This is a genomic window from Chloroflexia bacterium SDU3-3, assembly GCA_009268125.1.
In the GTDB taxonomy this organism is placed as follows: domain Bacteria; phylum Chloroflexota; class Chloroflexia; order Chloroflexales; family Roseiflexaceae; genus SDU3-3.
Genome location: WBOU01000009.1, coordinates 49,337 through 70,007, shown reverse-complemented (window position 1 = coordinate 70,007; position 20,671 = coordinate 49,337). Strand labels below are relative to the sequence as shown.

The window sequence follows — 20,671 nt, the reverse complement described above, 5'->3', positions numbered from 1 at the left end:
AGGTTTCCATGACCGATTTTTCGAGCTACATGCCCGAGCCACACGCGGTAATCAAGGTGATCGGTGCAGGCGGCGGCGGCTCCAATGCTGTCGACCGGATGGTGGAGGACGGGGTCCAGGGCGTCGAGTTCATCACCGTGAACACCGATGCCCAGGCGCTGATGCACTCGCGCGCCGATGTGCGCATCCGCATCGGCGACAAGCTGACCAAGGGCCTTGGCTCAGGCGGTAACCCGGTGATCGGCCAGAAGGCTGCCGAGGAGACGACTGAGGAGATCTACGACGCACTCAAGGGCGCGGACATGTGCTTCATCACCGCTGGCATGGGCGGCGGTACCGGCACTGGCTCCTCGCCGATCATCGCCAGCATCGCGCAGGATCTGGGCATGCTCACGGTGGGCGTCGTCACCCGCCCCTTCACCTTCGAGGGTCGCCACCGTGGCAAGACCGCCGAGCAGGGCATCGAGCAGCTGAAGCCGATGGTGGACACCCTGATCACCATCCCGAACGACCGCCTGCTCCAGACCGCATCCAAGAACACGTCCATGCTCCAGGCCTTCCGCATGGCCGACGATGTGCTGCGCCAGGGCATCCAGGGTATCTCCGACCTGATCACCCAGCGCGGCCTGATCAACGTCGACTTCGCCGACGTCAAGACGATCATGGCCCAGCAAGGTTCGGCGCTCATGGCCATCGGCCACGGCACGGGCGACAACCGCATGGTGGATGCGGTGAACATGGCGATCGCCTCGCCGCTGCTGGAGGTCTCGATCGACGGCGCGAAGGGCGTGCTCTTCAATGTGACCGGCGGCGAGGATCTGGGCATCCTGGAGGTGAACGAGGCCGCCGATATCGTGGCCAAGGCCGTGGACCCCGAGGCCCAGATCATCTGGGGCGCGGTGTTCGACCCGACCATGCCCCCCGGCGCGGTGAAGGTGACGCTGATCGCCACCGGCTTCGACGTGAACAAGAACAACCAGCAGCAGCGCCAGCGCAGCAGCTTCCCCGCCGCAGGCGTGCCGCAGCAGCCCCCGCAGCAGGCCCGCCCGCAGCAGCAGCCCATCCGCCCCGCGCCTGCCCAGCCGCAGCAGCCGCAGCAGCCGCAGCAGCCGCAGCAGCCGCAGCGCCCGGCCCCGTCGTTCACGAACACGGATGACCTGGACATCCCGCCGTTCCTGCGCAACCGCCGCAAGTAGGCCCTTCCCACTAGCCCCGGCCCGGACACGCGCTGTCTGGGCCGGGGCTTTTTTCTTTACCACGGGATTCTTTACCACGAAGACGCGAAGGCACGAAGATTCGTAACCACCAAGACTCCAAGACGCCAAGATTGGGGTGAAGGGTTGCTGGGGGTGGATGAAGGGTTGCTGGGAGTGGATGAAGGGTTGCTGGGAGTGGATGAAGGGTTGCTGGGAGTGGATGAAGGGTTGCTGGGGGTGGATGAAGGGCTGCTGGGGGTGGATGAAGGGTTGCTGGGGGTGGATGAAGGGTTGCTGGGGGTGGATGAAGGGTTGCTGGGGGTGGATGAAGGGTTGCTGGGGGTGGATGAAGGGCTGCTGGGGGTGGATGAAGGGCTGCTGGGGGTGGATGAAGGGCTGCTGGGGGTGGATGAAGGGCTGCTGGGGGTGGATGAAGGGTTGCTGGGGGTGGATGAAGGGTTGCTGGGAGTGGATGAAGGGTTGCTGGGAGTGGATGAAGGGCTGCTGGGGGTGGATGAAGGGCTGCTTGCCTGTTTGGCGGCGGTTCTGGGTCGGCCCGACCGTAGGCAATGTTTGGAGCATTGCGCGGTTGGGGCGACCGGCTGCGGCTTCGATGATGTAGGTTCCTCTTTTCTGTTTGGTGTGTGCCCTGCGCGGGCGGCGGCTAGGGGCCTGCCCCTAGCGACCCCGCGAGGGGGCATCGCCCCCTTCGAACCCCCAATTTTGGGCGTTCCTGTGCCGTTCCCTGGCTGCTGATGTTCGCGCATATGGCCATCAAAACATGAGCGGCACCTTCGCCGCATGGGCCAGGTGGGTAGGGCTGGCTCCTTGCCGTTTCTCGATCTTTTTGCGCTCTTGGAGTCTTGGAGTCTTGGTGGTAAACGGCTCCCCATCCTCTTCGCGTCTTCGTGGTATTCATCCCCTTCGCCCTCTTGGAGTCTTGGTGGTAAATGGTTCCCCATCCCCTTCGCGTCTTCGCGTCTTCGTGGTTAAAAACCCTCGCGTCTTCGTGGTAAACAGCCTACCTCGCTGCGCTTGACAGCCCCCCCAATAATGCTATAGTTGTCGCACAGATGTACCAAAGACCGAGGCAGGAGATCACGCGTATGTCCATGTTCACGCGCGCGAAGCTGGGCGTCATCACCAGCGGCTCGCTGATCGAGGGGCTGAGCGCCCGGCTCGACGCGGACGCCAGTGTCGAAGATATGCGGGTGGGCAAATTTGTGGTGGTGGAGGGCGAGAAGCACCAGTTTTTCTCGATGGTGACGGACGTGTCGCTGGAGGCCACCAACCAGAAGATCCTGGCCGACCCGCCCGGCAGCGACCCGTTCTTCTACGAGGTGCTGGCGGGCACATCCACCTACGGCTCGATCAACCTCAAGCCCAACCTGATGGTGCCGCACGACCTGAACGAGGGGCCGCGCCCGGTGAAGACGGTGCCGCGCCACTTCGCCGCCGTGTTCGACGCCAACGAGAGCGACTTCACCCGCGTGTTCGGCACCGAAGACCGCACCCACTTCGAGATCGGGCGTCCGCTGGACATGGACGTGCCGATCTGCCTCGACCTGGAGCGGCTGGTCGAGCGCTCCAACGGCGTGTTCGGCAAGAGCGGCACCGGCAAGAGCTTCCTGACCCGCCTGATCCTCTGCGGCACGATCAAGGCCAAGTCGGCATCCAACCTGATCTTCGACATGCACAGCGAGTACGGCCACGACGCCACCAGCGAGAGCGGCACCTTCGTCAAGGGCCTGCGCCAGCTGTTCGGCGGCTCGCAGGTGCTGGTCTACTCGCTCGACCCCGCATCCTCGCGCAACCGTGGCGTGGCCCCGGATGAGGAGGTGGTGATCGGCCTCGACCAGATCGAGGTGGGCGACATCGAGCTGCTGCGCGACGAGCTGAACCTCAACCCCACCGCCACCGAGTCGGCCTACCTGCTGGTGGACCGCTACCGCGACAAGTGGCTGAAGGCGCTGCTGGCCATGAGCGCCGATGAGCTGAAGGAGTTCGCCGAGGAGGCGGGCGGCCACGCCGGGGCGATCAGCGCGCTGAAGCGCAAGCTGGAGCAGGTGGCCCGCAAGGAGTTCGTGCGCGAGACCGCGCCCAGCGCCACGATCGACCGCATGATCGACGCGCTGAGCCACGGTAAGCACGTGGTGCTGGAGTTTGGCCGCCACACCGACACGCTCTCGTACATGCTCACCGCCAACATCATCACCCGCCGCATCCACCGCCGCTGGGTCGAGATGACGGACAGCTACCTGCGCTCGAAGAACAAGGCCGACAAGCCCCACCCGCTGATGATCACGATCGAGGAGGCCCACAAGTTCCTCAGCGCCTCGGCCTCGGGCGCGACGATCTTTGGCACCATCGCCCGCGAGCTGCGCAAGTACAGCGTGACGCTGCTGATCGTGGACCAGCGGCCCTCGTCGATCAGCAACGAGGTGATGAGCCAGCTGGGCACGCGCATCACCGCGCTGCTCAACGACGACAAGGACATCGACGCGGTGTTCACCGGCGTCAGCGGCGGCAGCGCGCTGAAGTCGGTGCTGGCCACGCTGGACTCGCGCCAGCAGGCCATGGTGCTGGGCCACGCCGTGCCTATGCCGGTGGTGGTGCGCACCCGCGCCTACGACGAACACTTCTACAGGGCCATGGGCGCGCGCGAGGCCGAGCCGCTGGAGGTGCGCGCCCGCCGCGCCCAGAACGACATGGACGAGCTGTTCTAGCCGGGCGAGATCATGGCAAAACGGCGCGGGCGGTTGTGATGCCGCCCGCGCCGTTTTTTGCGACCCGCCGCGCCCGCTAGGGCTGCTGCGGCAGCTGCATGAGCGCGGCCATGCGCGCCCTGGCCACCACCACCAGCTGCGGGCGATCCTCCTTGTCGGCCAGCTGGCTGGCCTGGTCGTAGAGCTGGATGGCCTCGCTGTAGCGCAGCTGGGCCTCGCGCACGGCCCCCAGCTGGTAGGTGCCGAAGGCCGCGCCACCGGGCAGCTGCTGCAGGCGGGTGGCCGCCTGCTCGGCCTGGGCGGTGTCGCCCACGGCCACCAGCACGCCCACCTGATCGTTCAGGTAGCTGGCCTCGCTGGGGTAGCGCGCCCTGGCCGCATCCCACGAGGCCCTGGCCGCGCTGGCCTGGCCCAGCTGCTGCTGGAGCGCCGCCACCCACATGCCGATCTGCTCATCCTCGGGCACCCTGGCCTGCTCGGCCAGCGCCAGGGCCAGCGCGCCCTGCAGGTCGCCCTGCTCCACATGCGCGCTCACCTCTAGCGTGCTGGCCACCGGCGCGGATGGGAAGACGCGGGGCACCACCACCACCAGCAGCACGGCCAGCGCGGCGATGCCGCCCAGCCACAGCAGCAGGCTGCGGCGCTGGCGGGCCGTGCGCGCGGCCTCGCTGGCCAGCAGCTCGGCCCACAGCGGGCTGTCCGCCAGCTGCTGGGCCTGGCCAGCGGCCTGGGCCTGCCGCACGATCATGCGGGCCTCGCGCAGGGCGAAGCCGCGCAGCGAGCTGGCGCGGCCCTCCTCGGCGCGGCTGTCGATGCCCTGGCCGCGCTGCACATCCAGCAGCGCCTCGGCCTGCTCGATGCCGCGCAGCAGCTCGGCGGCGCGGGCCGCATCTTGACGCACCGCCACGGTGTCGCGCTCGGCGCGGTCGAGCAGGGCGCGGATCTGGGCGAAGGTAGATTGCTCGGCTATCATCGGTGCTGCCTCTCCCGCTAGAGCTGGCTGGCCGAGGCTTCGTCGATCAGCCAGGTGAGCCGGCCCGCGCCGGGGCGCACCCGCCCGGCGGGCGGCGGCAGCTCGCCCGCAGCCGGGCGCAGGCAGCGCCGCACGGCGTCGGCCTTCTCGGCCCCAGGGGCCAGCACGATCACGTGGGCGGCGGCGTTGATCAGCGGCAGTGCGAAGGTGATGCGGCTGGGCGGCGGCTTGGGCGACTCGCGGATGGCGATCACATCGGGCGCGCTGGGCGCGTCCACCTCGGGGCGGCCGGGGAAGAGCGAGGCGGTGTGGCCATCCGGCCCGATGCCTAGCAGCACCAGGTCGAACACCCCGCCCTCGCCAAGCTCCTGGGCGATGGTGGCGGCGTAGGATGCGGCGACATGCTCGGGGGTGTCGCTGGCCACCGGCGCGGGGAACACCGTGTTGGCTGGGATGGCGATGTGGTCGAGCAGCGCCAGGCGGGCGGCAAGGTAGTTGCTGTCGGGGTGGTCCAGCGGCACGAAACGCTCGTCGCTCCAGAAGAACTTCACCTGCGGCCAGGGCACCTGGTCGACCAGCGGGGCCTGGGCCAGCAGCTCGTACATGCGCTTGGGCGTGGTGCCGCCCGCCAGCGCCACGGTGAACACGCCGCGCTGGGCCACGGCCTGCTGGGCCAGCGCCACGAAGCGCCGCGCGGCCTCGGCGGCCACGTCGTCGGCGGTGGGCAGGATCTGCCAGGTTTGGGTCTCGGCCATATTTTCCTCGCTTGCCGCGCGCGGCCAGAGCCTGCGCAAGCCTCTCTGGCGCGTGGGGCGGCCTGTATCGCGCTTCTTCGTGGCCGCATGGTACCACATCGGCGCGGCGAGTTTCCGCTATAATGGCGCGCGGTAAACAGGTTGCGGTTTTGCGGTAGCCGGCAGTGTCTCTGGTTCAGCGTGGTCCCTTGGCATCTGCCAGGCAGTCATTTGAGCAGAGGGTAACTATGCGTCTCATCATTATTCGCCACGGCGAGAGCGAGTGGAACCGAATCGGGCGCTACCAGGGGCAGGCCGACGCGCCGCTGTCCGAGCTTGGCGTGCGCCAGGCCGCCGCCCTGGCTGAGCGCCTCAAGGGCGAGCCGATCGATGCGATCTTCGCCAGCCCGCTACAGCGCGCCCGCCGCACGGCGGAGGCCATCGCCGCCCACCACCCGGCGGTGCCCTTCACCGTCGAGCCTTCCCTGCTGGAGATCGACCACGGCGACTGGCAGGGCCTGATGCTGGATGAGGTGGTCGCGCGCTACGGCGCGGGCCTGGTCGAGTGGCGCATGCACCCCACCCGCTCGCAGATGCCCGGCGGCGAGAGCTTCAGCAACATCCTCAAGCGCGTGCTCGATTTTAAAGAGCGGCTGTACAGCGAGTTCGCCGACCGCAACGTGCTGCTCTCCACCCACGATGTGGTGGTCAAGATCCTGGTGGCCGATGCGCTGGGCATGGACATGGACCGCATCAACCGCATCTGGGTCACCAACGCCAGCATCAGCGTGATCGAGTACGGCGAGGGCATGCCCTACCTGGTCTCGCTGAGCGAGGCCAGCCACCTGGGCCGCCTAGAGACCGCGCGCGAGAACCAGAAGGCGATCTAGCGCCGTAGCGGGGCTTGGCACAAAAAAAGACAGGGCATCAGGTTGCGCCTGATGCCCTGTTTGCTTGGTCGTGCGGTCATTCGTTTCGGTGTTCCTCACACCTACGCGGCGTATGGCTGTGTTCGCCCCCTGCCCTGGCCATAGCGGGGCGGAGGGGTGGTGGCAGCGCCTACGGCGCGGTAGGGCTAGTAGCGGGTGGTGCGCTCGGGGCGCGTGTGCTGGTCGGGGGGCGAGACGGCGATGATCATCGGGTGGGCCTTGGCGATCCGCTGGAACAGCTTGAGGATCGACGGCATGCGCGGGGCGTGGGTCTTGATCGCGAACGGTTTGATGGTACTCATACAGAGTCCTCTCTGCTTGGCTCTGTCGCATCTGTGGGGCGCGCAGCCGCATGGGGGCCGCTGGCTCGCCGTCGAGCGGGCGCGGGTACGCCTCGCCGCCACGGACATCGCGCGATCAGAGCAGGAAAATAAAAAGACCTTCCCGCTCGGGAAGGCTGTGGAAGAGGTTCTGCCTAGCAAGGTACACTAGGCCCTGCGCCCCCACAGCCATGGCACGCAGCAGCCCAGGCCTCCGTAGTCGTGAAGGGCGATAGCGTTGACGCTGGGCTGTGCCGCTGTCATATCCATAGGGGTTCCTCTTCTTGCCCGCAGTATAGCACGCCGCCTCGCCCCAAGGCAACACCCAGATTCACCACGAGGATTTTTTACCACCAAGACTCTAAGACTCCAAGATTCGGAGATTTTGGATGTGCTCGGCGTGGATTTTTTGCCACCAAGGCGCCAAGATTTTGGATGTGCTGGGAAAAGATGCTTGAGGAGTGCGAGAATGCCCGCCTTGCCCTTATTGCCGCCCCGCCCGATGCGCACAGTGTCACACATCGATGTAGGGGCGGATCTCGTGTCCGCCCGCGCCGCGTGCATCGCCACATCGAACCATCGCACGATGCACACGATGCACGCGATGCATACGGCGCGATTCATTGCGGCGGCTTGAATGAGGCTGGGAAACGCTCGAATGAGGCAGGTGAGCGCTCGAATGAGGCAGGTGAGCGCTCGAATGAGGCAGGTGAATGCTCGATGAAGGCGGGTGAACGCTCGACGAAGGCAGGTGAATGCTCGAAGAAGGCGCAAGGCCCCAAGTCTGCAAACTTGGAGCCTTGGAGCCTTGGTGGTAAAAAACCTTCGCGCCTTCGCGTCTTCGTGGTGAAGAAAAACTACTGCCTCGCCAGCTGCTGCAGCTCGTAGAGCTTGGTGAGCGCCTCGATCGGCGTCAGCTCGTTCACCTGGAGCCGCCGAATGAACTCCACCGCCGGGTGCAGCCCCTCGGGCGCGGCCTCGGGCGCGGCACCCTCAGCCTGGGGCGCGGGGGCGGGCTGCGCCGTCGACTGCTCAAGGTCGGCCAGCAGCTCCTTGGCGCGCTTGGTGACCGCGCGGGGGATGCCCGCCAGCTCGGCCACATGAATGCCGTAGGATCGGTCGGCCCCGCCGCTGCGCAGCTTGTGCAGGAACGCCACGTGGCCATCCTGCTCTACCGCCGCCATGTGGTAGTTCTTCACCCTGGGCAGCACGTGCTCCAGGCGGGTTAGCTCGTGGTAGTGGGTGGCGAACAGCGTGCGGCAGCCCAGGCGCGGCTCGTTGTGGATGTACTCGATCACCGCCTGGGCGATGGCCATGCCGTCGTAGGTGCTGGTGCCGCGCCCCACCTCATCCAGAATGATCAGGCTGCGCCGTGTGCTCTGGATGAGCAGCGCCGCTGTCTCGGTCATCTCCACCATGAAGGTCGACTGGCCGGTGGCGATGTCGTCCTGCGCGCCGATGCGGGTGAAGATCCGATCGACCAGGCCGATCTCGGCGCGCTCGGCGGGCACGAACGAGCCGATCTGGGCCATCAGCACGATCAGCGCGATCTGGCGCAGCACCGTGCTTTTGCCCGCCATGTTGGGGCCGGTGATCACCAGGATCTGGTTGGCGTCGGTGTCCAGCAGCGCGTCGTTGGGGATGAACGGGTCATCCAGGGCCTGCTCGACCATGGGGTGGCGGCCCGCCTGGATGATCAGGCGGCTGTCCTCGGCCAGCAGCGGGCGGGTGTAGCCGCCGCGCGCCGCCACCTCGGCCAGCGCCAGGTACACGTCGATCTCGGCCAGGGCGCGGGCGGTGGCCAGCAGGCGCTCGCCCGCCTCGGCGGCGATCGCGCACACGCGGGCGAAGGCCTGGCGCTCCAGGTCGTTCAGCCGCTCCTGCGCGGTGATGACGATGTTCTCAAACTCTTTCAGCTCGCTGGTGTAGTAGCGCTCGCCGGTGCTCAGCGTCTGCTTGCGGATGTAGTCGGCGGGCACGTCGCCCGCGTAGCTCTTGGCCACCTCGATGTAGTAGCCGAACACCTGGTTGTAGCCCACCCGCAGCGACTTGATGCCGGTCTTCTGCTGCTCGCGGGCTTCAAGGTTGCTGATGTACTGCTGGGCCGTGCGAGCTGCCTTCACGACCTCATCCATGCCCTTGTCGAAGCCCGGGCGGATAACGCGGCGGGGCGTCTCGCCGCCCGCCACGGCGCGCAGGTAGTTGGAAGCGCCCAGCAGCGCTGGCGGGTCGTCATCCAGCGCGCCCTCAAGGAAGGCCAGCACGTCGGCGCAGGCGTCGATGCCGCTGGGGCTGGGGGCCGCGCTGCGGCGCGGGCGGGGCAGCGCGCGGCGCTCGGGGGCGGGCGGCTCCGGCTCGGGGGCGGGCGGCTCGGGCAGCGGCTCCTCATCCTCATCCGCGCCCCAGTCGAAGTCGGCGAACAGGTCTTCCTGCTCGGCGTAGCGGGCCGCCACCTTGCGCCTGGCCTCGCGCTGCTCGCGCAGACTTGGCTCGGGCGTGGGCGGCTCGGGCGCTGGTGGCTCGGGCGTGGGCGGCTCCTCATCGAACAGCATGTCCCACTCGCCGCCCAGCTCTGGCTCGCCCTGGGCATCCTGCTCGGGCGCGGCCACCGGCGCGGCCATGCCCGCTGGCCGCCAGCCGCCCAGCGCCTCGATGGTGGCGGGCAGCGCGCGCAGCGCCTCGCGCAGGCGCACCAGGTCGCGCGGCACGGCCACGCCGCCGCCCTGGGCCACGCGGTTGACCGCCCGCTCCATGTCGCCCAGCGCCTTCAGGCGCTCGCGCATGTCGGCCCGCAGCAGCGCGTTCTCCACGAAGAAGCCCACGTTTTCCTGCCGCGATGTGAGCTGGGCCACATCCAGCAGCGGCTGGCCGATCCAGCGGCGCAGCAGCCGCGCCCCCATGGGCGTGCGGGTCTGGTCCAGCACCTGCACCAGCGAGCCTTTCGAGCGCCCGCCGCTGCCCTCCAGCAGCTCCAGGTTGCGGCGCGTCTGCGGGTCGAGGAACATCACGTCGCTGGTGGTGTAGGCCCGCAGCGAGGTCATGTGCACCAGCGCGCCGTTCTGGGTCTCGCGGGTGTACTGCAGGATGGCCCCGGCGGCGCGGATGGCCAGCTTCTTCTCGGCGCTCAGGCCGAAGCCGTCGAGCGAGCGCACGCCGAACTGCTGGGTCAGCGCATCGTAGGTGGTGCGCAGATCCCACTTCCACGCGGGCACGCCGGTGACGTGGCCGTGCGCCCAGCGGGCGTTGTTCTCGCGCTCGGTGCGGCGGGCCAGGCGCTCGCCGGGCAGCAGCATCTCGCGCTCGCCCTTGGTCATGAACTCCAGGTCGTGCTCCAGCCGGGCGCTGGCCGGGTCGAGGCCGGGGATGCGCAGCTTCTCATCCTCGGGCACCAGCAGCTCGGCGGCGCTCAGGCGGGCCAGCTCGCCCTGGGCCTGGGCGTGGGCGCGGTCGCCCGCGAACTCGGTGCAGGCGAACTCGCCGGTGCTCAGGTCGGCGTAGGCCAGCCCCACCTTGCCGCCCTCGGCGATCACGGCCACCAGGTAGTTGTTCTGCACCGCTGGCAGCATGGTGGTCTCGGTGATCGTGCCGGGGGTGAGGATGCGCACCACCTCGCGGTCGACCATGCCCTTGCGGGCCTCGCCGGCCTCGATCCCGCCCGCGAACACCGACTTGGGGCGGGTGTCTTTTCGGCTGGATGGCGTCTCGCTGATCTGCTCGGCGATCGCCACGCGGTAGCCCGCGCTCACCAGCTGGCTGGTGTAGCGCTCGGCGGCGTGGTAGGGCAGGCCCGCCATGGGGCAGCGCTGCTCGGCCCCGGTGGCCTTGTTGTTGGCGAACTTTTTATAGGTGAGCGTGATCTCCAGCTTCTCGGCGACCAGCTTGGCGTCGTCGTCGAAGGTCTCGTAGAAGTCGCCCATGCGGTAGAGCAGCACCGCATCCGGGCAGCCCGCTTTGAGCTGGCGGTACTGGATGTACCAGTTGAGCAGCTGGAGGTCGGGGAACTCGTCGTCGAGGCGGCGCTGGAGAGCGCGACGGTCGGGGGCTGTGGCCATATGCTGCGGCTCCGTTTCGTGGTAGATACTCGTACCTTGGCCGCATTATAGCACGCTCATGCTGGTGAAACAAATGTTCTTTTGTGCGCCGCGCCGCATCTGGAAGGGCTAGTCCTCGCTGATCTCGGGCAGGTCGAGCAGTTGCTCAAGCTCGCGGAACAGGCTGCGGATGGCATCGGCCTGGATGTGGTGGCGCACGGCCCGCCCGGCGCTGGTGGTGGTGATCAGGCCCGCCTCGCGCAGGATCTTGGCGTGGATGCTCACGGTGGGCCGGGCCAGATCGAGGTAGGATGCCAGCCCGGTGTTGCTGGCATCGCGGTTGCGGATGAGCCGCAGGATGAGCAGGCGGGTGGGGTCGGCCAGCGCCTGGATGCGGCGGCTCAGGTCTTCGAGCTTGTCCATGGCCCCGGTCAGCGCCGTGGTGGATGTGCTGCACGAGGCGAACACCGCCCCATCGCCCAGCGCCCACGAGTCGAAGGAGCCAAATGGCTCGACCCACAGCAGCGCGCGCAGCATCCCCGCGTCCAGCGCGTTGCTCAGCGGCAGCTGGTGGCGCAGCGGGTTCTGGGCGGGCAGCCAGCTGGTGTCGGGCCTGCCCGCGCCCGCCCGCCCACCCATGGCGGCCTCGGCCTCGGCGTAGGCCTGGTCGATCACGGGCTGCTGCTCGGCCCGCCAGGGCGCATAGATCTCGTAGTAGAAGCGGTCGATCAGGTGCCAGCCGCGCGTGTGCAGATCGCCGCCCGCCAAGAAGCGCGCCGCCCGCGCGATCTCGTGCTGGCCGTGGCGCAGCACCGCCGAGCGCGGCACCTCGCTGAAGCCCACGTGCTGGCGGCGGGCCTGGATCAGCCGGTTGTAGAGTTCGGGCAGCCGCTCGGCGGGGGGCAGATCGGGGTGGGGCGCAAGGCCGTAGCGCGCGGCCTTGTCGATCAGGCGCTCCAGCGCATCCTGCTGGCCTAGCTCGCGCATGGCCATGCTGGCCCGCCCATAGTCGCGCTCGGTCAGCACGCCCGCCAAGTCGGCCAGGTACTCGCAGATCGTGATCCAGCCGGTCGGCCTGCCGATCAGCGCGGCCCAGTCCTCGCGCCAGGCGGCGGCCTGCTGGGCGATCTGGCGCGAGCGCTCCTGGCGGAACGGCGCGGGCAGCCGATCGCACGCGATGCTTATGCCAAAATCCAGCTCTAGCGCTACCGATTCGACGATCTCCCACCCGCCTGCGTCGCGGGCCGCGCGTGCATCTTCCATGGTTATCCTGTGGTCGCCCGGCCTGGCTCGGCCTGCTCGGGCGGGCTGAATCGGCGCATGCCGAGCACGATCTGGGTTGCCGCTGCCAGCAGCAGCAGCGCCGCGCACATCATACCAAAGTATAGCCCGATCGAGATCAGCGCCGGGATGACCATCGGCAGCACTAGCAGCGGCACCAGCTGGCCTGCGGTGTGGAAGCTCTGGAACATGCCGCTGACCTGGCCGAGCAGCGCGGGCGGGGCCATCTGCTGGATGAGGGTGCTCACCTGCATGGTGATCAGACCGATGCCCACGCCCGCGCCGATGCTACAGATCAGCAGCGGCAGCGCGCCCACGCGCGGCGTGATTGCTGCCGCCGCCATGGCTGCAGGCAGCGCGGCCAGTATCACTATGCCCACCGTGGCATCGCGCCAGGGGTCGGCGGCCCTGCGGCGCAGCATGACGATCGCGGTGCTGGCCAGGCTGCCCGCGCCGATTGCCCCGATCAGCAGGCCGTACAGCCGCTCGTCGCCGCCCAGCGAGTCGCGCACCAGCAGCGATGCCAGCACATCGAAGCCCATCACCACGGCGGGCAGGCTGAAGCCTAGCGCCATCAGCAGGGCCAGCCGGGCGTTGCCCCGCAGCGTCCCGCCCAGCGAGCTTTTGGGCGCGGCAGCGTGCTGGCTGGGCGCGGCGGCGGGCGGCAGCTTGGGTAGCCATGCCAGAATGATCGCCGAGATCGCGAACGAGATCACGTCGAGGATGAGCGCCTGGTGCGGGCTGAGCACCGCAAGCAGACCGCCGGCCAGCAGCGGCGCGGCGATCTTGATCAGGCTGGCGATCTGCTCTAGCAGCGCGTTGGCCTTGGGCAGCTGCTCGGGCGCGACGATCTGTGGGATGGAGGAGCGCCGCGCTGGCCCCATCACCGCCCCGCAGATCGCCTGGCATACCAGCAGGGCGTAGATTAGCGTGGTGTGCTGCGCGAAGATCAGCCCTACCACCATCAGCCCCGAGAGCAGCTCGCTGGCGATCATCAGCCGCTTGCGGTCGAAGCGGTCGCAGAGCCAGCCTGCCAGCGGGCTGACCAGCAGCGTGGGCACCAGGCCCGCCAGGAAGATGCCGCTGCTCTCGGCTACGCCGCCGCCGCCGCGAAACAGCAGCAGCGCAAAGATAGCCATGGTGTTGATCCAGTTGCCGATGTTGCTGACGCCCTCGGCGATGCCGATAGTGACCAGCGCGCGATTTCGCAAGATGCTGTACATGCCCGTTCTCCTCTATATCGTAGTTATAAAGCTACGATATAGAGTCTAATCAGCCTAGTGCTGAAAAGATATCCGTCTTGCGATGTATATCGTAGCTTTTTGACTACGATACAGCAGCTTGTTTTTGCCCATGCCTCTCCTAGCCACGTGCGCTACAATAGGCGTGGCCAGCGCGCTGCCACACCCGCCACAACATGTCGCACGTCGGTTACAATAAACATGTATTTCTGTATACACAAAGGCAACAATATGAGCACAACCTATCACGATAAGGGCTTCGCCACCCGCGCCATCCACGCTGGCCAGGAGCCAGACCCGGCCACCGGCGCGGTGATCGTGCCGATCTACCAGACCTCGACCTTCGCCCAGGAGTCCATCGGCGTGCACAAGGGCTACGAGTACTCGCGCAGCGGCAACCCCACCCGCGCCGCGCTAGAGACAGCTCTGGCCGCGCTGGATGGCGGCGCAGCCGCCCTAGCTTTCGCCTCGGGCCTGGCCGCCGAGTCGGCGCTGCTGCTCGCGCTCTCCAGCGGCGACCACGTGGTGTGCGGCGATGATGTGTATGGCGGCACCTTCCGGCTTTTCGACAAGGTGTTCAGCCGCCAAGGCATCAAGGCCGACTTTGTCGATACCAGCGACCTTGAGCAGGCGCTCGACGCCATCCGCCCCGAGACCAAGCTGATCTGGATCGAGACGCCCACCAATCCCCTGCTGAAGCTGGCCGACATCGCCGCGATCACCGAGCACACCCGGCAGCGCGGCATCCTCACCGTGGTCGACAACACCTTCGCCTCGCCCTACTTCCAGCGCCCGCTGGAGCTGGGCGCCGACATCGTGCTCTACAGCACCACCAAGTACATGGGCGGCCACAGCGATGTGGTGGGCGGCGCGCTGGTGTTCAAGGATGCCGAGCTGGCGGCCCGCGTGCAGTTCGTGCAGAACGCGGCGGGCGGCGTGCCCGGCCCCTTCGACAGCTGGCTGGTGCTGCGCGGCCTGAAGACCCTGGCGCTGCGCATGCGCGCCCACGCCGAGAACGCCCTGGCCGTGGCCAGCTACCTTGAGCAGCACCCCGCGATCGAGCGCGTGATCTACCCCGGCCTGCCCTCGCACCCCCAGCACGCCCTGGCCAAGCGCCAGATGCACGGCTTCGGCGGCATGATCTCGGTGGTGATGCGCGGCGGGGCCAATGCGGCGCGCGATCTGGTTGCCCGCACTCACCTATTCACCCTGGCCGAGAGCCTGGGCGGCGTGGAGAGCCTGATCGAGGTGCCCGCCGCTATGACCCACCTGAGCGTGGCCGGTTCGGCGCTTGAGGTTCCGCCAGGCCTGGTGCGGCTCTCCGTTGGTATTGAGGAAGCCCAGGATCTGATCGACGATCTGGCGCAGGCGCTGGCCTAGTCTGCCGCATTGGGGCGGGGTGTGGACGCACCTCGCCCTTTTTTATGTTCCTGCATTGCTGCATATTTGAGAAAAGAATGTGTTAGGGAAAACAACGCTTTTTCTTGTATACTTATGATTGTGGCCTAAAACTGCGCGCCATGTGCCTGAATTTGGTGTCGATACAACGTTAATTGCTACAATGTGGGGCAGCGCCTTTGTCCCTCAAGGAGATGCTATGCAAGCGCGAGTCATGTCGTGGATGACGCTTTTTGTTGGTGCAGTGCTTATCGGTGTATCGCTCTATGCCCCAGCCCCTGCGACATATGCAGCGCCTCTGCATGCGGTGGACACGCCCACCGCCGAACCACCGACGCCTACGCCGGTGCCGCCCACCAGCACGCCGGTGCCGCCCACCAGCACGCCGGTGCCGCCCACCAACACGCCCGAGCCGCCCACCGCCGAGCCGCCTACCGCCACGCCGGTGCCGCCCACCAGCACACCGCGCCCCTCGGGCGGGAGAGAGGCCGACCCGACCATCCATAAGTCGGCCAGCGTCTCGACCGCGCAGCAAGGCGAGACCTTCCTCTACACGCTCACCGCTACGAATGAGGACGAGCGCACCGCCAATGATGTGGTGGTGAGCGATAATCTTGCCAGCGAGTTCGAGCTGGTAGGTGTGACCACCAGCAAAGGTACGGCCAGCACGAGCGGCAGCGCGATCACGGTGGATATTGGCTCGCTTGCTCCCGATGAGGTTGTGACGATCCAGATTACGGTGCGCGTGCGGCTCGATGCCCCGTTTGGCGCTGCGAAGAATGTGGCGATCATCAGCACCAGCAGCACCACCGACGACCCGGGCAACAACACCTCGGAGGTGACGATCGTCATCGTTGCGGCGTCGCCTGTGGCGGGCACCGCCACGCCGGTCATCACCACCACGGCCACGCTGGAGGGCACCCCCACCCCCATGCTGGAGGCCACGCCTGCGGTTGCCACCCCCGTGGCCACGCGCACCCCGCCCAGGGCGCTGCCCCGCACCGGCGCGGGCGATAGTTCGCCGCTGCTGCTGCTGGGCCTCTCGCTGGCCCTGATCGGCGCAGGCTCGCTGGTCTGGCGCTACGCGGGCAAGGGCCGCTAGGCTGTCTTACCAAAACAGCGCAGCGGGCAGACACCGTGTCTGCCCGCTGCGCTGTTTTTTTATGCGCGTGCTATCTAGCGGATGCGGAAGCCCTGTCCCTCGCCCTGGGGCGTCTGCCACTCGACTGCGACATGGTCCACGTGGGCCATGTCTGGCCCCTCGTGGCACCAGTCGATCATCTGCCGCACCGCCGCCGCGCTGCCCTCGAACACCGCCTGGACGCGGCCATCGGGCAGGTTGCGCACCCAGCCGCGTACCCCCGCCGCCCGTGCCTGATCCTGCGTCGAGACCCGGAAGTACACCCCCTGCACCCGCCCGCTGACCACAACCTGCGCCCGCACATCTTCCATGGCGCACCGCCTCCCCATGTGAAACTTGGCCTCCTGCGGCTGATTATAGGCCAGCCCCATGGCTTCGACAAGCTGCCCGGACTACTCAAGCAGGGCCAATGTGTTCTGCAAAACCATCGAAATCAAGCGAGCAATGCTGAACCCTTAGGATTTGCTCCCTTTTGTTGCTTGGAGTCTTGGTGGTAACCCTGGTCTGCCAAACGAGAACGCATAGACCCGGCCTACTCAAGCAGCTGCTGGGCCTGCCCAACCAGATCGCGGCTGCGGCGCAGCACGTTCAGCAGCTCGTGCTGCTCGGCGTCGGTCTCCTGCTCGACCTGGTCGAGCCGCTGGTGGAGCATGGCGAATGCGGCCTGCTGGCTTGGGGTGTTGACCGTGGCGGCCCGCAGGCTGTTGTTGAGCACCTGCACCAGCGCGGCCAGCGGCGGTGCGAAGATCATGGCCCCAAACCCGCCGACCTCGCCCAGCGCCAGCAGCAGCAGCACCTGCAGCAGCGGGTTCACGCGCTCGCTGCCCGTGTGCAGCACCCACTCGCCCAGGTGGTGCGCGGCGATGTGAATGGCGATGCCCACCAGCCCCACCGCCGCCGCCGATGCCATGCCGCTGCTGGCGGCCACAGCCGCGCTGAGCAGCACCACCAGCCCTGGCCCCACCCGTGGCACTAGGTGCGATATACCGCCCAGCAGCGCCAGCGTGGCCGCGAAGGGGATCATGCCTACCATCGGGATCTGGCCCAGCAGGCGGTAGGCACCCAGCAGCAGTAGGCCTGCGCACATGGTCGCCGCCAGCGTGGCGCGGATGTAGGCCCCGACCGCATTTTCGGCGTTGCGCCAGACCGCCCGTGCGCGGATGCGCGCCCCCACCGGCAGCAGCGAGAGCCACAGGCGCTCGAAGTGGGTGACCTCGCTCAGCCAGTAGAACGACAGGCTGAGCATCGCCATCACCAGCACAATCTGCGCTACCGCCCCGCCCACCAGCCCGGTCAGCGTTCCGGTGAAGGCCGGGGCCTGCGGCAGCGCCACAACCTCGGGCGGGGGCAGGGCCTGGGCCAGCGCCTGGCCTACCATGTCGCCCTGCTGCAGCTGCACCACCAGCGTGCGGTACCATGTGGGGAAGCCCTCAAGCGCGCTGGCCGCCTCGCCCGAGATATTGAGCAGGAACAGCCCGCCCACCAGACCCAGCAGCGCCAGCGCCAGCACATACCACAGCAGGATGGCGTAGCCACGCGGTATGCCGCGGTCCTCGGTCTGCCGCACCAGCGGGCGCAGCGCCGCCGCGATCGCCACCGAGCCGACAAACAGCTCAAGCGCTGGCCGAAACGCCCACAGCAGCACAAAGGCCAGCAGCGTGCAGAAAATAGTAAGCGTGATCTGTGCAATTCGTCTCATGGGGTCTGCTCCTGGGCCGCCGAAAGCACGCTGTCAAGGTCGGTGAGGATGGACTCAAGCTCCTCCTCGCCCGCATCGGCCTCGGGCGTGATCTCCGCGCCCTTGCTGCGCACCTGCTGCCGCAGGTCGCTGGCCAGATCTTGGGCCCGATAGCGCAGCAGCGCCAGCTGGTCGCGCCCGCCGATCTCCATGCTCTCGGGCGCTGGCCCGCGCAGCACAAAGCGGTCGAGCAGCACCTGCAGCGCGGCGGCCAGCGGCACCGCCAGCAGCGCCCCCACCAGCCCAAACAGCTCGCCGAAGAGCGCCAGCGCCAGCAGCGTGACCACCGGGTTCACGCCCACCGTGCGGTCCATCGCGCGCGGCACCACGATCGACCCCTCGATTGCCTGCACGATATTTGCCACCACCACGGCCAGCAGCGCCTTCTCGGGCGAGATCGCCAGCCCTACCATCGCTGCGATCACCATGGTCACCAGTGCGCCCACATAGGGCACGGCCTCAAGCAGCCCGGCGATCAGCGCAATGGTGAGTGCGCCGGGCAGGCCGATCAGACTGTAGCCCGCAAACGAGAGCACCGCGATGCTGATGCTGAGGATGGCCAGCCCGCGCACAAACGCGCCGATCTTCGCCTCGATCTCGTTCCAGATCTCGGTGGCCTGGGTGCGCAGGTTCAGCGGGATGAGCAGCGCGACCGACTGGATGGCCAGCGCACGGTAGCTCAGCCAGTAGAAGCTGAGCAGCAGCACCAGCGCGCCCGATGCCAGCCCGCGCAGCAGCGGCGGCAGCGCCTCGCCCATATCGGGCGAGAGCGCCCCGTCGCCCTGCATGGGCACGAACGGGTCGTTTGGCAGCAGCGGGCGCAGATCGCGCACCAGCCGAAACGGTGCGTGGGCCAGCATATCGAGGAAGGAGGCGTAGCGCTGTGGCAGGCTGGTGGCGGCGGCCCCCAGCTGGGCGACAAAGAAGGGGATGATCAGGGCCAGCACCCCGCCCAGGAAAGTCAGCAGCAGCAGGAAGGTGGTGATGGCCGCTAGATTGCGCGAGAGGCCCGCCGCCCGCAGCCGCTCGAACAGCGGGCTGAGCGCGGTGGCCAGCACAATCCCTAGGAAGAGCAGCAGGAAGACAGAGCGCAGCGCCAGCACCAGCACGCAGCCGCACACGATCAGCGCGACCAGTGCAGTGCCCAGTGCGATCTGGCGTAGCGGCACCCGCTGCCAGGCCGGTGTGGCAGGCTCTGGCTGGGCGCTTGGGGTGCCGTTCTGAGAGGCAGACATAGGGTATGCTCGATCATTTCACACGGCGGGTTCTGCGCTGGCATAGGCAAGGGTCGTGCCATGATTTGGCCTTGGCTGGTTTCTTAGCGTCAACATCTACGGTTTTGGTGCTGGCATAGTGTATAATCCAACGGTGCGATATCAGCCACACGGTCTGCCTTGCTAGGAAGCGCATGCGCTGGTGGTGCCTCGGATCGAGCAGGTCTCGATGCGGTAATGGTACGCTCGGAACATGTAGGAGCACCGTCTACATGTGGCCGATTGTGATATAATTAACATTGTATGGCGCATGACGGGCGTGCGTTAACACGAGAAAGGGTGCCCGCGATGGTGTTTCCACGACTGGAGACGGCGCGCGAGGCCAAGGTGGCATTCGCAGTTATGCCAAAGCATTCGCCGACGCTGTCGGACATTTTCCAGCGGGCGAACCTCACGAACGACCTTCGGGCGGTCGAGCAGCGCCTCATGGATCGCGCTGGCTCGCGGTCGGCGCTGCTCACTGCGGCGGGCCGCTATACCGTGGCCGCAGGCGGCAAGCGCCTGCGCGCCGCGCTTGTGCTGCTGTCGGCGCGGCTGGGCCAGTACGATCTGGTGCGCGCGCTGCACCCGGCTGTCGCTGTCGAGATGCTGCACGGCGCATCGCTGGTGCACGACGATCTGGTCGATCACACCGACCAGCGGCGTGGCCGCAAGACCGTGCATGCGCAGTGGGATAATCAGGTTGCTCTGATGTTAGGCGATTACCTCTTCGCCGTTTCGGCCAGCGAGCTGGCCTTCGAGCCAGATCCACGGATCATCCGCTTCTACGCCGAGGCCGCGCTTACCGTGGTTGAGGGCGAGCTTCACCCGGTGACCCAGCTGGTGCCGCTGGATGTGGCGCTGGAGCAGTACCGACGCAAGATCGCCGCCAAGACCGGGGCGCTGTTTGTGGCGGCCTGTAAGGCTGGCATCGCCGTGGCAGGTGGCAGCGATGCCGAGATCGAGGCCATGGGCGTGTTCGGCTACGAGCTGGGCATGGCCTTCCAGATCGTGGATGATGTGCTCGACTTCATCGGCGACGAGGCCAAGCTGGGCAAGCCAGCGGGCAACGATCTGCGCGAGGGCACGCTGACCCTGCCGCTGATCTATGCGGTGGCCTATGGCAAGCAGCCCGGGCTGCAGCCGCTGGTGCATAGCCCCATCCCCCACCCCGACGATGTGCCAGCCCTGGTCGATGCGGTGATCCGCGCTGGCGGCATCCAGCGCGCCATGGCCGAGGCCCACGCCTCCGCTGAACGTGCGTTGCAGGCACTCGATCGGTTCGGGCCATCGCCCGCGCGAACGGCATGCACCGAGATCTTACAGTTCGTGCTTGACCGTCAAGCCTAGGCTGTCACGTGTCACCAGGCCGTTTATTTCTTAAAAAAGATTAAAACGATGAAACGGGTGAAGGGCGATCTTCTACCCGTTTTTGTTTTTTCTGCATATTCATGGTATTTTAATACCTGTAAGCCGCTCCTGCTTTTCAATCGCCATTTTTCCCAGCGCAAGATTTCTTGATCAAGGTGGTTGGAATCTTGCTTTTTTTTATCCTCTCACCTCGACCATTCTGGTGTACAGTAGCACCACGGTAAAAGTCACCTTTTTCCAATCTACCAAGCCAAAAATCGTGTCGAAGCGAATCTGCTCGGGGGTTGGGCCGCTGTTAGGAGCACAGAGGAACAGGCCGCAACTTCCCTGCCTATCCAG

At 67.0% G+C, this 20,671-nt stretch carries 14 protein-coding genes and 1 pseudogene; 7 read left to right on the top strand and 8 right to left on the bottom strand.

The features are described 5' to 3' along the window. The first annotated feature begins 8 nt into the window (after positions 1-8). The 3 genes and pseudogenes from ftsZ to F8S13_15965 all read left to right on the top strand — a co-directional run bounded on the left by ftsZ (position 9) and on the right by F8S13_15965 (position 3,922). A complete protein-coding gene (gene ftsZ / locus F8S13_15975) occupies positions 9-1,196 on the top strand; it encodes a cell division protein FtsZ (GenBank protein KAB8142046.1) in 1,188 nt (395 codons plus the stop codon). Positions 1,197-1,337: 141 nt separating this feature from the next. After that, positions 1,338-1,721 (top strand): annotated as a pseudogene (locus tag F8S13_15970) (hypothetical protein). Between the two features lie 587 nt (positions 1,722-2,308). After that, positions 2,309-3,922 (top strand): DUF87 domain-containing protein, encoded by a 1,614-nt coding sequence (locus F8S13_15965; GenBank protein ID KAB8142181.1) that lies wholly within the window; start codon positions 2,309-2,311, stop codon positions 3,920-3,922. A 76-nt stretch (positions 3,923-3,998) separates the two neighbouring features. On the opposite strand, the gene F8S13_15960 is transcribed toward F8S13_15965, so the two are convergent. Together F8S13_15960 and pgl are read right to left on the bottom strand one after the other, a co-directional pair. Further along, on the bottom strand, positions 3,999-4,895 hold the full coding sequence (locus F8S13_15960; GenBank protein ID KAB8142045.1) for a hypothetical protein: 897 nt from the start codon (positions 4,893-4,895) through the stop codon (positions 3,999-4,001). 17 nt (positions 4,896-4,912) lie between these two features. Next, a complete protein-coding gene (gene pgl / locus F8S13_15955; protein ID KAB8142044.1) occupies positions 4,913-5,749 on the bottom strand; it encodes a 6-phosphogluconolactonase in 837 nt (278 codons plus the stop codon). A 128-nt stretch (positions 5,750-5,877) separates the two neighbouring features. Between pgl and F8S13_15950 the strand changes: the two genes are divergently transcribed. Next, complete coding sequence (locus tag F8S13_15950) at positions 5,878-6,519, top strand: histidine phosphatase family protein (protein KAB8142043.1); 642 nt, start codon at positions 5,878-5,880, stop codon at positions 6,517-6,519. A gap of 1,216 nt (positions 6,520-7,735) precedes the next feature. Here the strand turns inward: F8S13_15950 and mutS are convergent. The 3 genes from mutS to F8S13_15935 all read right to left on the bottom strand — a co-directional run bounded on the left by mutS (position 7,736) and on the right by F8S13_15935 (position 13,413). After that, a complete protein-coding gene (gene mutS / locus F8S13_15945; GenBank protein ID KAB8142042.1) occupies positions 7,736-10,930 on the bottom strand; it encodes a DNA mismatch repair protein MutS in 3,195 nt (1,064 codons plus the stop codon). 108 nt (positions 10,931-11,038) lie between these two features. Further along, on the bottom strand, positions 11,039-12,172 hold the full coding sequence (locus F8S13_15940) for a winged helix-turn-helix transcriptional regulator (GenBank protein KAB8142041.1): 1,134 nt from the start codon (positions 12,170-12,172) through the stop codon (positions 11,039-11,041). 2 nt (positions 12,173-12,174) lie between these two features. Further along, entirely contained in the window at positions 12,175-13,413 is a 1,239-nt protein-coding gene (locus F8S13_15935) for an MFS transporter (GenBank protein ID KAB8142040.1), read from the bottom strand. A gap of 249 nt (positions 13,414-13,662) precedes the next feature. Between F8S13_15935 and F8S13_15930 the strand changes: the two genes are divergently transcribed. Continuing rightward, a complete protein-coding gene (locus F8S13_15930; protein ID KAB8142039.1) occupies positions 13,663-14,811 on the top strand; it encodes a cystathionine gamma-synthase in 1,149 nt (382 codons plus the stop codon). A 217-nt stretch (positions 14,812-15,028) separates the two neighbouring features. After that, positions 15,029-15,931, top strand: a complete 903-nt coding sequence (locus F8S13_15925) for a DUF11 domain-containing protein (GenBank protein ID KAB8142038.1) — start codon at positions 15,029-15,031, stop codon at positions 15,929-15,931. Positions 15,932-16,005: 74 nt separating this feature from the next. Here the strand turns inward: F8S13_15925 and F8S13_15920 are convergent, their stop codons facing one another. From F8S13_15920 to F8S13_15910, 3 genes are all read right to left on the bottom strand, one after another. Continuing rightward, positions 16,006-16,281 carry an acylphosphatase gene (locus F8S13_15920; protein KAB8142037.1) on the bottom strand — a complete coding sequence of 92 codons (276 nt, stop codon included), beginning with the start codon at positions 16,279-16,281 and terminating at the stop codon, positions 16,006-16,008. Between the two features lie 221 nt (positions 16,282-16,502). Next, on the bottom strand, positions 16,503-17,669 hold the full coding sequence (locus F8S13_15915) for an AI-2E family transporter (GenBank protein ID KAB8142036.1): 1,167 nt from the start codon (positions 17,667-17,669) through the stop codon (positions 16,503-16,505). Next, positions 17,666-18,943 (bottom strand): AI-2E family transporter, encoded by a 1,278-nt coding sequence (locus F8S13_15910; protein ID KAB8142035.1) that lies wholly within the window; start codon positions 18,941-18,943, stop codon positions 17,666-17,668. The genes F8S13_15915 and F8S13_15910 overlap by 4 nt, the downstream gene beginning before the upstream one ends. A 327-nt stretch (positions 18,944-19,270) precedes the next feature. Here F8S13_15910 and F8S13_15905 point away from each other — a divergent pair, with 327 nt between their 5' ends. Continuing rightward, positions 19,271-20,311 carry a polyprenyl synthetase family protein gene (locus F8S13_15905; protein KAB8142034.1) on the top strand — a complete coding sequence of 347 codons (1,041 nt, stop codon included), beginning with the start codon at positions 19,271-19,273 and terminating at the stop codon, positions 20,309-20,311. Positions 20,312-20,671 lie beyond the last annotated feature (360 nt).